This is a genomic window from Clostridium sp. UBA5119 (genome assembly GCF_002414285.1).
GTDB classification, from domain to species: domain Bacteria; phylum Bacillota; class Clostridia; order Clostridiales; family Clostridiaceae; genus Clostridium_J; species Clostridium_J sulfidigenes.
Genome location: NZ_DHYX01000095.1, coordinates 18,868 through 31,724, shown reverse-complemented (window position 1 = coordinate 31,724; position 12,857 = coordinate 18,868). Strand labels below are relative to the sequence as shown.

Annotated in this window: 14 protein-coding genes; 2 read left to right on the top strand and 12 right to left on the bottom strand. The window is 29.8% G+C overall.

What is annotated here, in order from left to right; all coding sequences use genetic code 11:
• The 12 genes from speD to B2671_RS14550 form a co-directional block, all read right to left on the bottom strand.
• Positions 1-618 (bottom strand): adenosylmethionine decarboxylase (gene speD, locus B2671_RS14605; RefSeq protein ID WP_346871057.1); only part of this gene is annotated, 618 nt, incomplete at its 3' end.
• Positions 619-790: 172 nt separating this feature from the next.
• Positions 791-931 (bottom strand): LDCC motif putative metal-binding protein, encoded by a 141-nt coding sequence (locus B2671_RS14600; protein WP_346871056.1) that lies wholly within the window; start codon positions 929-931, stop codon positions 791-793.
• A 132-nt stretch (positions 932-1,063) separates the two neighbouring features.
• Positions 1,064-1,279 (bottom strand): hypothetical protein, encoded by a 216-nt coding sequence (locus tag B2671_RS14595; RefSeq protein WP_346871055.1) that lies wholly within the window; start codon positions 1,277-1,279, stop codon positions 1,064-1,066.
• 247 nt (positions 1,280-1,526) lie between these two features.
• Positions 1,527-3,350 carry a methyl-accepting chemotaxis protein gene (locus tag B2671_RS14590; protein WP_346871092.1) on the bottom strand — a complete coding sequence of 608 codons (1,824 nt, stop codon included), beginning with the start codon at positions 3,348-3,350 and terminating at the stop codon, positions 1,527-1,529.
• A 486-nt stretch (positions 3,351-3,836) separates the two neighbouring features.
• Entirely contained in the window at positions 3,837-4,844 is a 1,008-nt protein-coding gene (gene hypE / locus B2671_RS14585) for a hydrogenase expression/formation protein HypE (RefSeq protein ID WP_346871054.1), read from the bottom strand.
• Positions 4,845-4,916: 72 nt separating this feature from the next.
• On the bottom strand, positions 4,917-6,008 hold the full coding sequence (gene hypD, locus B2671_RS14580) for a hydrogenase formation protein HypD (RefSeq protein ID WP_346871053.1): 1,092 nt from the start codon (positions 6,006-6,008) through the stop codon (positions 4,917-4,919).
• A gap of 1 nt (position 6,009) precedes the next feature.
• Positions 6,010-6,228, bottom strand: a complete 219-nt coding sequence (locus B2671_RS14575) for a HypC/HybG/HupF family hydrogenase formation chaperone (RefSeq protein ID WP_346871052.1) — start codon at positions 6,226-6,228, stop codon at positions 6,010-6,012.
• A 1-nt stretch (position 6,229) separates the two neighbouring features.
• Positions 6,230-8,518: a carbamoyltransferase HypF gene (hypF, locus tag B2671_RS14570; protein ID WP_346871051.1), complete on the bottom strand. Its 2,289-nt coding sequence runs from the start codon at positions 8,516-8,518 to the stop codon at positions 6,230-6,232.
• 1 nt (position 8,519) lies between these two features.
• Entirely contained in the window at positions 8,520-8,861 is a 342-nt protein-coding gene (hypA, locus tag B2671_RS14565; protein ID WP_346871050.1) for a hydrogenase maturation nickel metallochaperone HypA, read from the bottom strand.
• The gene (locus tag B2671_RS14560) at positions 8,854-9,315 is read right to left on the bottom strand and encodes a hydrogenase maturation protease (RefSeq protein WP_346871049.1); all 462 of its coding nucleotides are present in this window, start codon (positions 9,313-9,315) and stop codon (positions 8,854-8,856) included. Before B2671_RS14560 ends, hypA begins: the two co-directional genes overlap by 8 nt.
• Positions 9,312-10,727 (bottom strand): nickel-dependent hydrogenase large subunit, encoded by a 1,416-nt coding sequence (locus tag B2671_RS14555; protein ID WP_346871048.1) that lies wholly within the window; start codon positions 10,725-10,727, stop codon positions 9,312-9,314. Before B2671_RS14555 ends, B2671_RS14560 begins: the two co-directional genes overlap by 4 nt.
• 2 nt (positions 10,728-10,729) lie before the next feature.
• A complete protein-coding gene (locus tag B2671_RS14550) occupies positions 10,730-11,602 on the bottom strand; it encodes a hydrogenase small subunit (protein ID WP_346871047.1) in 873 nt (290 codons plus the stop codon).
• A gap of 201 nt (positions 11,603-11,803) precedes the next feature.
• Here B2671_RS14550 and B2671_RS14545 point away from each other — a divergent pair, with 201 nt between their 5' ends.
• Together B2671_RS14545 and B2671_RS14540 are read left to right on the top strand one after the other, a co-directional pair.
• Positions 11,804-12,349 (top strand): glutathione peroxidase, encoded by a 546-nt coding sequence (locus tag B2671_RS14545; RefSeq protein ID WP_346871046.1) that lies wholly within the window; start codon positions 11,804-11,806, stop codon positions 12,347-12,349.
• A gap of 16 nt (positions 12,350-12,365) precedes the next feature.
• Positions 12,366-12,794 (top strand): MarR family transcriptional regulator, encoded by a 429-nt coding sequence (locus tag B2671_RS14540; protein ID WP_346871045.1) that lies wholly within the window; start codon positions 12,366-12,368, stop codon positions 12,792-12,794.
• The last annotated feature ends 63 nt before the right edge of the window (positions 12,795-12,857 follow it).

Genomic DNA, 12,857 nt, shown 5'->3' with positions numbered 1-12,857 from the left:
ATCATACTTTTGCAAAGTCTTATCATCAATATAATCTTGAATTGATTTAATTGGTGTATCTATAAAACACTTTTTACCATTAATGTCACGAGTGAATCCTCGAACACGGTAATCAATGGTAATTATATCAGAGTCAAAACTGCTAATTAGATAATCTAATGCATTTAGCGGAGAAATTTGTCCACAAGTAGATACGTCTATATCTACACGAAAGGTTGCTATAGAATTATCTGGATGATATTCAGGATAAGTATGTACCGTTACATGACTCTTATCCAAATGTGCAACAACAGTCTCCTTAGTTTTTAAAATGTATTTACCACTATTACATGATTCATCTATTACCCCATCTCCTAAAGGTTCCTCAGAAATTAATATGGTTACACTTGCACCTTGAGGATCATAGTCCTGCTTGGATATGTTTAACACATGAGCACCAATAATATCAGTAACATCGCATAATATTTTAGTTAATCTTTCTGAATTGTATTGCTCATCTATATAATCTACATACTCTTTTTGCTCTCTTTCACCCTTTGCATAACAAATGTCATAGATGTTAAAACTTAGTGTCTTAGTAAGATTATTAAAGCCATATAATTTGATTTTATTCTCCATTCTTTTATATACACCTTTCCTTTAGATGAAATTCACTGAGTAAATTTTATTAGGAGTTGTTGAATTTGTCAATAATAATTTAAAATATAATTATTATATTTTATTATATATGAAACCTTATCTATAATTTCAATATATATACTATAAATATATTATATAAAACATTTATCTATTACTTATTTCTTATAGACTTCTTCTGATTTTGATTATTTAAATTACAGCAATCCATTTTTCTTTTCCCATATAGTTCCTCATTTTGTTTTGCAATCTTATCTAAAAAGCTATTAAGTGATTTTTTTATTCTAGTAAACATACTATCCCTCCATAATAATTATTTATTAGATTATACCAGTAACTTATGTATTTTTAATGGAGTTTTTAATTTAAATATTTTTTATAAAGTTTATGATATATCTTAAATAATTTATTAAATATCACTCTAAAATTATACTATGTAACATTTTATTAAGTCATCACCATCTTCATTTTTATCAGTGCTTAATATTTTTTCAAGACCTTCTATGACAAAATACTCATTATCCTGTTGTCTTACTCTAACTTGAGTATTACTTAATATCATAGCTTCTTTTGAACATTTATTAATTTGATCTATTGAAACATTTTTAAGTAACTGGCTTTTTGGAATTTCTCTTATATCCATAAATATCTCTCCTTTTAACATACACAATATTGCACCAAACTAAATATATTTTGAGTTCTAACATATAGTATAAACAAATTAAAATATTTTATTTGATATTGACCTAGATGGCTTAAATTTAATTATGCATTTATATAACACTAAATTTCTATTACATATTATCGAAAAAAATTATTCTTTTATTAAATAACTTTTGTATAAAAAGAGAAGGAATATAGATTATTCCATATTCCTTCTCTTTTAATCTTTATTCAAATTTGAAAGTATTTATTATTTCTTTTAGTTTTTCAGACATGTGTTGTAACTCATTAGCATGACCCGTAAGTTCCTCTGAAATTCCTGTTACCTCTTCTGTTGAAGCAGTAACCTCTTCTGAAGACGCCGCAGTCTCTTGTGATATAGATGATATATTTTCTATCTGAGTTACTACATTATCCTTCTTTTTATTAATAACTACTATATATTCACTAATTTCAGTAACTTTACTTATTAAATCTTGCACTCCTGCCATTATATCGTTAAATACAGCCTTTGCTTCGTCTACTACACCATCTTGTTCTCCTACAATTTTTTCAGTATCCCTAATAGCCACAACAGCAATGTTAGTTTTAGTTTTTATATCATCTACTATCTTCTTAATTTCCATGGTGGAATCTTTTGATTGCTCTGCTAGCTTTCTAATCTCTTCTGCTACTACTGCAAATCCTCGACCAGCTTCGCCAGCTCTAGCTGCTTCAATAGATGCATTAAGAGAAAGCAAGTTAGTTTGTTCTGTAATCTGAGAAATAGTATCTGATACGGAATTTATTTTTCCTGTACTTTCATCCATATCTATAACTAACTCTGAAACCTTATTCGTGGAAATCCTTGTATCATTAGACTTTTCTATCAATGTATCTACCATGGTCAACCCTCTGTTGCTTAGGTGATTAGCATTTTCATATACCGCACCTATGGCTTCTGTAGCTTCATTTAATAATTTCAAGTTCTCTGATAATTCAATCATAGCTGTGGCTCCATCTTGAGCACTATTAGCTTGTTCAACTGCTCCACCAGACACATCTTCTATAGCTCTTGCTACTTCACTGATAGAAGCACTAGTTTCCTCTGCTATAGCAGATAAATTTGATGAAGTGTCTAAAACTATATTAGAAGACTTGTTAACGCTTTTAATTAAAGATGATATGTTTTCTATCATTACATTGAAATTTTCACCTAAGTCTTTAAATTCATCTCTTGATTTTATATTAACATTAACCCTTAAATCTCCATCTTTAACTTTATTAAAAGCCGTCAATAATCTATTAATATTCTTTGAAATAGAATTACTAAATATTAAAGATACTGCTATAGCTATTATAGCTATTACTCCTAAGGTTAGTATAATTATATTTAGAATATTTTGTGTATCATTTAAAAGTTCTTTATCATCCAAAGATGCTACTATTTTCCATCCTGTTAGTTGACTTGTAGTATAAACAGCAAATTTCTTTTCCCCATTAAAATCATACTCAGTAAATCCTTCTTTATTTGAGCTTATGTCGCTCCAAACAGAAAGCTTAGCAGCTTCATCAGTACCTATAATTTCTTTATTTGGATGTGCTACTAAATTACCACTTGCATCAGATACATACATGTACCCTTCATTTCCTACCTTAATCTCAGATAATCCATCAGAAAGGTTTTTTAAACTTACATTAACTCCTACAACCCCAACTACATTATTATTTTTTTCTATAGTTTTAGCTACAGTTACTACATTCTCACCAGTGGTTGCACTTTTATATGGCGGAGTTATCACTGTTTCACCTTTATTTTCCATAGCTAGCTTATACCATGGTCTAGATTTATAGTCATAATTAGCATCAGTGTTTGCTTCTGGATAAATATGAAACTTTCCCTTTTCCGTTCCTATAAAAGCAGTTAAAATATCTTCATCTGCCTTTTTTACATCTGATATTAACAATTTAGCAAAGTTAAAATAGTCTTCTTTATCATCTGATTCTGTAACATTTATATTATTAGACAGTAGCTCTACAGATTTAGACATTCCAATAAAATAATTATCTATTCCCCTATCTACCTCTAAAATTGTNNGTGTCTGCTTGTAGTTTCAAGCTTATCTCTTAAAATTGATTTTGATTGCGAATATATAGTTATTCCCATTCCCGCAACTGGTACTAAACAAATTAGTAAAAGTATAACTATAAGTTTGACTCTAATGCTCTGTAATTTAAATTTCTTAAGCTTTTTAAATTTCTTATGTTTCATATTTTTTCCTCCTGAGTGTATAATTTTTTTAATTTATATATTTTTGTAATTTATATACTTATTATTAATAATGATTAAATTACTTAAAAATCTATAATATTTAATCTATAAAAATATTTCTTTAAACCTTTCTTTAAATTTAATTACAAAATATATTATAAAACTTACTATTATATACTCGAGTATATCTTATATTTCTTTATAAATAATTTAATTATATATTTATTGAAAATAGGTATTTAAAATAATAAAAAAGAAGCAAAATTTCTCTCACTTCTTAAATTAATCAACATATTCTTGGTATTAATTCTCCTTGTAGCAGTCCCAATACCCTGATACCTTCAATATAAGTTTTTAAATATAATTTACTTTTGCCATCCTCTAACACATGACCAATAATAGCAGCTTCTTCTCCTAATGGATTTGACTTAATTGCATTTAAAACCTTATGAGCATCCTTATTACTTACTATACAAATCAGCTTTCCTTCATTAGCCATATAAAGAGGGTCAAATCCTAAAAGATCACAAAAACTTCTTACTTCATCTTTTATAGGTATATCCTTTTGCCATATTTCCATAGACTTTCCACTGGTGTTCACCAATTCCTTTAAGGTGTTAGCTAACCCACCTCTAGTTGGATCTCGCATTATTCTAACTTCATTGCTAGAATCCATTATAGCTTTTGTTAGTTCATTAAGGGCAGCACAATCGCTTTTTATACCTGATTCTATATCTAAATTTTCTCTTTCATTTATAATAGATACTCCATGATCTCCAATAGTACCGCTTATAATTATTGCATCTCCTGCTCTAATATCTTTTATGTTTAACTGATAATTATTTTTTTCTATATATCCTATTCCTGTTGTATTAATATAAATTCTATGGCCTTTTCCACTTTGTACGACCTTAGTATCTCCTGTTACTATTTTAACTCCTACTTTATTAGCAGTATCTGCCATAGATTTTACTATTTTCTCTAAATCTTTAATTTCTAACCCTTCTTCAAGAATAAAACCAGCAGATATATATAGGGGAGTTGCACCACTTACGCACATATCATTTACAGTACCACAAATACTCAATTTTCCTATATCTCCCCCCCTAAAAAATACAGGATCTACCACAAAACTATCTGTAGTTACCGCTATTTTTCCATTAATCATATCTAATATAGCTGAATCCCCTTGTTCCATTAATATATTATTATTAAAATACCTTAAAAATACCTCGTTAATTAATTTATATGTTTCTTCTCCTCCACTCCCATGGGCTAATGTTATAACTTCCATAGTTCCTCCTAGCATAAAATTTCAATATAATTTAAATTAAACTTTTACCATATTCTATATTAAACTTATAATCTAAAATTCTTTTGTATTGTATACAATGCCACAACTTCCTTCTTTTGATACCATGCATGGACCAATTGGAGTCCTCGGTGTACAAATTTTTCCAAAAGCTTTACAATCCATAGGACTTTTCATACCCCTTAATATATCTCCACAAATGCATTGAATATTTTTATTTACAATTTTATTCTTTAAAGGAAATTTGATTCTAGCATCAAAGGAGCTATATTTCTCTCTTAGTTTATATCCTGTACCCTCAATCTCTCCAAAACCTCTCCAAAAACTAGTTGAGGTTTTAAAAACTTGATTTAATATCTCTTGTGCTTTTCTATTTCCTTCTGGATAAACAAAACCTTTATATAAATTTTCACATCCGTAATTACCTCTCTCTTTTTTATATATGATATAAAGTATCCCAGCTAATATATCTATAGCCTTGAAGCCGCATATAGCCATAGGAGTTTTATACTCATCAGATAATCTCTCAAAGGGTCTGCAACCAATTATTGTTGCTACATGTCCTGGACATATAAATCCATGAATTTTAACTTCTTCATCTAAAATTAGGGTAGACATAACCTTAGGCATAGTCTTTAGAGAATTTAAAATAAAAAAGTTATTTACATTTTTCTCTAGTGCTTCTTTTATTGTAAGAGCTATTATAGGTGCCGTAGTTTCAAAGCCTATAGCTAAAAAAACTATAATCTTATCTTTATTATTTATTGCTATCTTCAAAGCATCTAATGGGGAATATACAACTTCTACCTTTCTTCCTTTAGCCATCTGTTCTCTTAATGAACTACAACTCCCTGGAACTTTAATCATGTCGCCAAAGGTAGTTATTATTACATCTTTTTTCTCACTTAACTCTATGGCATGATCTATATAGCTCTCATCTGTTACACAAACGGGACATCCTGGTCCTGATAACAACCTAATATTAGGTGGTAACAGCTTATCAATACCAGAATTATAAATACTTCGTGTATGTGTACCACAAACCTCCATTATATTTATGTTTTCCTTACACCTTTCCTTTATGTTTTTTAATAGTTTAATTGCCAAATTAATTTCCCTTGAATTTCCTTCATCTCTATAAAACATTCTAAAAGTCTCCCATTAACTCCTTAAATATTATTAAAGTCTCTATAGCCTCTTTTTCTTCTATTTTTTCAATGGCACAACCAACATGAACCAAAACATATTCTCCAACAACTAAATTTTCTATTAGACTAGTATTAATTTTTTTTCTTAAACTCCCAAATTCAACTAAGGAATTACCTTCACATATTTCTAATACCTTTCCTGGAATGGCTACACACATATTAATTCTCCTTACATAACTCATTTCCAATAACTATCTGACCTATAGACAATCCCCCATCATTGCAAGGTATTAATCTATGGGTTATAACTTGAAATCCACTTTCCTTCAACGCCATTTCTATTCCTTCTAATAAAATAGAGTTTTGAAATACACCTCCACTTAAAGCTACCTTATTTATGCTATATTCTTCTCTCAACTTAATACAAATNNTTGAAAAATCTATTATAGTATTATGAAACTTTAAAGCTATACACCCTTTATCAATGCTATTATCTAAATCCTTTATAATGTCTCTAATCATATTATTTATATTTATAATATAAGGAAGGCTATCACTAATTCCCCACTGATATCTATTCTCACACCTTTTTATATAATCGTAATTATTAGTATCAATAAAACCTTCTGCTAAGCTTTCAACATACATAGCTGCCTCTCCTTCATAGGACACATCTTTATTAAAATCTAAAAGGCTGGCAATTCCATCAAATAGTCTTCCCATACTAGAAGTTAGTGGACAATTAAAATTCTTTCTTAGCATATTAATAATTATCCTTGATTCCATACCGTAAAAATATTTACAAGCAGCTTCTTCAATCTCCTCTTCCTTTAAAACTCCAAATAAAAGTGATAGTCCAATTCTCCATGGAAATTTTACTGCTCCATCCCCTCCAGGCAAAGGAATATATTTTAAGTGTGCTCCCCTAATAAAGTTCTTTTTGTCACATATTAAAAACTCTCCCCCCCAAAGGTTTCCATCTTCTCCATATCCCACTCCATCAAAGGCTATCCCTATAACTTTATCCTTTTCTTTATTTTCTACCATACAGCTCACTATATGACTATGATGATGATAAACACCTAGAGTTTTCACCTTGTTTTTATCTAAATAATTCTTACTCCAATAATTAGGATGCATATCATGAATAATTGTACTTGGTTCAACTCTAAAAATATTCTTCATGTGCTTTAATACTTTATTAAATCTTAAATAATTCTCTTCTACCTCCATATCTCCAATATAAGGACTTGTAAAAATGCAATCTCCACTTCCAAGGGAAAATGAATTTTTAAATTGAGATCCTAAGGCTAGGATATTTTCTATGAATAGATACTTATTATAGTAAGGGGCATAACCTCTACCAGCCCTTATAACCCTACCATAACCACCAATTACTTGAACTACAGAATCATCAACGGGAATATTAATTTCTCTATTATGAATAAAAAAATAATCTACTATTTCCATAAGGTTGTCTATAGCCTCTATATCCTCATGTATTATTGGCATAGTACTTAAATTTCCGCTAGTAAAAACTAAAGTATCTATGTTGTTATTAAATATTAAATAATGAAGAGGAGAATATGGCAATACTACTCCTAGTCTTTTATTATTAAAAGAAATATTAGTTGGTAATTTATTGTTCTTTTTCTTTAAAAGTAAAATAGGTTTCTTATTTCCTGTTAAAATTTCTTTTTCTTCACTATTTACATAGCAATATTTTTCTACTACATTTATATCTTTCATCATAAGGGCTAATGCCTTATCTGGTCTATGTTTTCTAAGCCTTAGTTTTTCTATAGCTAATTCATTATTTCCATCACAAACAAGATTAAAACCACCTATGCCCTTAATTCCAATTATTTTTCCTTCCATTAAATACTTTCTCACACTTTCAAATTCATCCTTAGATTTTATAGGGTTCCCCTTATTATCTAAGAGGATTACTCTTGGACCACAAGAGGAACAACAGGTAGGCTCTGCATGAAATCTTCTATCATTAGTATTTCCATATTCTTCCTTGCATTTATCACACATAATAAAATTATCCATAGAAGTATATGTTCTATCATAGGGAGTATCTTTTATTATCGAAAATCGTGGACCACAATTTGTACAATTTATAAAAGGATATAAATATCTTCTTGGATTGTTACTATCCCTTAGCTCTTTTTCACACTCATTACATGTAGCTATATCTGGAGAAATTAAAGTCCTCCCCTTCTCCTCGGTACTTTCTACTATAAGAAACTCCTTATAATCCTTTAGGCTTTTTTTACTTTCAACTACTACTTCTTCAATACTACTTAACTCAGGTGCCCTTTCCCTAAGGTCAGTTAAAAAATTCTCTATACCTACTTCATCTCCTTGAATTTCCATAAGCACTCCCTTACTTGTATTATTCACCCAACCTGATAGTTGATTTTCTAGAGCTATTCTATATACAAAAGGTCTAAATCCTACACCTTGAACTGTCCCTTTAACTGTAATTCCTTTTCTAATCACTTTATTCCCCTTCTATTCTGTAGAGTAAAATTTCATAACCTGAAGTTATTTCATTACTTATCTGATTACAAATAGGACACTTTCTATTTGTAATCTTTAAATGAAATTCCTTATGACAATTATTACAATATGCCTTACTTAATAATTCTTCTATAATAAGTTTTGCACCCTCACAACAACTGCCTGAGCTCATTTCTTTAAAAATAAAATCAATGGAGGAATTATCTATACAGGAAAATTCTCCTATTTGTAAAATTACTTTTGCTACCTTAGTTATATTATTTTTAATACACTGTTTCTCTACCATATCTATAACGTAACTAATTATTGAAATTTCATGCATTTATATCACCAATTATCCTTGTAATTTCCCTAAATACTTTTTTAGTAATTTTAGGTAAACTATCCATTAAAGTTTTAGATAACTCTAAGGAATAATTCACCTTTTCTACTTCAATACCAACTAAATATCCAGGAATTTCTCTATATTCCTCTCTTAAAACCCTCAAAAGATTTTCACTATGCATATCTCTGCAAGGGCTAATAAATTTATCACATTCCTTTAAATTTAATACTGAAACTCTACCAGGCTCAATTCCAAAGTAGGTACTGTCTACCAGAATAACAGTATCTTCCTTATTAATTTCATTTAAACAATATATATAATCAATTCCAACTATTAATACCTTAACTTCTTTGTTATGGCTTTCCAGTTGGGCCCCTATTAACTCCATTACCTTTACTCCTATACCATCATCACCCAAAATAATATTTCCAATGGCAAAAATCTTTATCATAGTATATTTATTGTGATAGGCTCATATTTATCACTGGTTACATGTGCGGCACAGTTTAAACATGGATCAAAGCTTCTTACTATACGTCCTATTTCTACTGGATGGACCATATCTTTTATTTCCGTTCCTATCAACGCTTCTTCCACTGGCCCTTTTATTCCTCTATTGTCAGTAGGTGATAAATTCCAAGATGAAGGTGGTATTAAAGTATAGTGATGTACTAACTTATTTTTAATAGACAACCAATGTCCTAGGGATCCTCTCTCTGCTTCTATTAATCCAACGCCTCTTGATTCCTCAGGTATTTCCCACTGCTCTTGATAAGCCTTTTTTAGCTTTAATAAATCTATTAATCCCTCTATAGCTTCACAAAGTCTCTTTGCCTCTATTGATTTAGCAATTATTCTATCCATAGTAGATACTCCTCCACTATAGTCACCACTTAAAGTCATTCTAGCTAGTGCTCCAACCTCCATAGGATTCCCCTTATATCTAGGCGCATTAACCCAACTATATGCTTCTGGTTTATAAGGATTATAGGTGATTTTATTGTCTTCTCCTGGTATTATAGTTTGCAAATCTGATTCTACCCAAGTTTTAGAAATATCTTCTGCTATATTTCTAGACTGAAATTCTTCTCTAATTCCATTTATCATTACTCCAGTTGATACCATTTTAATTGGATATAAATAATTATCATATAATCCATAACTCATAAAATTCTTATATCCACCACCAATTTTAAAATAATCCTCATAAGTGGCTGCTATAGCATATACATCCGGTATAAGCTTATCTACAATAAAACTTTTTATTACTTTTATACTATATTTAATGTTTTCTATTTGAGGTATATCAATATTGGTAGTTGTGCCACCTACAAAAATGCCATGACAATGAGGAACTTTTCCAGCTAATTCAGCTACAGCTCTATGTGCTTCTCTACTATACCTTACTGCTCCTAAGTAATCTTCATTTATTCTTTTTGTATCCTCTCTAGATAACCTGTAATCAGCAGCTTTAGCACTTTCCGTTTTATACAACGGATTTATATGAACTATATCTACATAATCTGGAAATACGAAAAAATATATGTGCCTCAAATAATTCTGCAAAAATTCAAATCCGTTAGCAATATCTCTAACTACTTTTCCATTAAAATCAGGTGTAACTTTCATTGCATCTTCTAGACATAAAGTAGCAGCTACCGCATGATGAGTAGAACAAATTCCACATACCCTTGGAGCCAGTCTTATAATATCTAAGGGATATCTATCTTTAAACATCTCCTCAAATCCTCTAAACTGACTTCCACTACTTTTTGCATCTATAATCTTATTATTAACTACATTCACTTCTATATTTAAAAGTCCACTTACCCTAGTCAATGGATCAATTACTATCTTAGTCATAATTAAGCTCCTCCATATTTTACAAAAGGTTCTGTTCCATCTGGAAATCTAGGTCCTGCACAGCCTATACAATTAGTATTATCCCCGATAGGCCAATTATCAGTGCCATTCCATCGACTTACAGGACAATATGCATGAGTTATTGGACCTCTGCACCATATAGAAAACAAACATTCTGGATCTCCAAATTTCTTAGCAAATATTCCATTATCAAAAAACCTTCTTCTTGGACAATTGTCATGAATTGTCTCTCCATAATAAGCCTTAGGTCTTCCATCACTATCAACTTCTGGCATACCATAAGATGTAATGTAACCCAAAATTCCCATAGTCCAAACAGGATTTGCAGGACAACCTGGTATTCTAATAATGTCGTCTCTTTTTAAAAACTCTGATATGCTAACTCCATTAGATATATTAGGTCTTGCTGCAGTAGGTCCTCCATAACAAGCACATGTTCCTACTGAAATAATATATTTAGCATTTTTAGCAATTGTTTCTACCGCATCCATTGCTGTTATTTTTCTTCCATTATAAGTAGCAACAGTAGTAAATAGACCATTATCTCTTAATGGTACTGCCCCACAAACTAAAAATATATATTCAGTATCCAAAATTTCAAATATTCTCTCATAGCTTTCCTGTCCCTCATCTCCATTTATACTGCCAAAGAAAATCATATTAACAAATTCCTTTAACATATATAAAACATCAGGTTCATCTCCATTTAACAGAGAAATTACTTCTCCAAAACACCCTGATATCTCTAACCATATAGCATTAATTCTCCCCTTTTTACCTTGCTGTACTTCTTCTATAGCTCTTTTTGCATAGGAGATAGCCAATTCTTCTTTATTTCTTAGAAAATTACACATAATTATTCCTCTTTTAAATTACTACTATAATAATAGTTTTTTAGTATAAATTTTATGCAATAATTATTAAATTTATCTTATTTTCATATTGACATACTTAAGATTCTACTGTAGTATTAACTTAAAGATATCAATTGTTTACAATTTAATTGTTGGCTATTTTTTAGTGAATTATATCCCGATGTGAAAGGAGAAATATATATGAATATTTATGATTTTAAAGTTAAAACTATAGACGGAGAAGAAACTACTTTAGAAAAATACAAAGGTAAGGTTCTAGTGGTTGTAAATACAGCTAGTAAATGTGGATTTACACCTCAATATTCTGATTTAGAAAATATCTATAATAAATATAAGGATATGGATCTAGAAATTTTAGGCTTCCCATGTAATCAATTTGCTGAACAAGAACCTGGTAATAGCAATGATGTAAAAGCATTTTGTCAGTTAAACTATGGTGTTACTTTCCCATTATTTGAAAAGGTAGATGTTAAGGGACAAACAGCTCATCCCCTATTTAAATTTTTAAGTAATTCTACGCCTTTTAAGGGTTTTGATTTAAATACCCCTAGCGGAAGACTACTAGATAACATCTTGAAAGAAAAATACCCTGAGTATATTATTGGCAATAGTATTAAGTGGAACTTCACTAAATTCTTAATAGATAGAGATGGAAATATAGTAGATAGATTTGAATCTCCTGTAGATCCTATGGATATGATTCCAGAGATAGAAAAAATTTTATAGGACTGAGGTTTCTAATATGAGTTATGAACATTTAGATATTGATAATCAACTATGCTTTGCTTTATATGCTTCTTCAAAAGCTGTAATAAAAAGCTATAAGCCACTATTAGATGAACTTGGAATTACTTACACTCAATATATTACCCTTTTAGTCCTTTGGAAAGAAGATAATATAACTGTAAAAGAGTTAGGCAAGAAACTTTATTTGGATTCTGGAACCCTTACCCCTGTATTAAAAAGACTTGAATCCATGGATATAATACAAAGAATAAGAGCTTCTCAAGATGAAAGAAATGTATATGTGAAACTAACAGATAAAGGTATTTCAATGAAGGATAAAGCTTCAAAAATACCTGAAAAAATGTTCTGTAGTACTGGTCTTTCTTTAAATGAAGTATCAGACTTAAGAGAAAAACTTAAATTTTTATTAAATAATCTACAATAGAAAAAACAAGCTAGGTACAAGTATTTCAACTTAAACCTAGCTTACTTTTTTATTTCTATATTT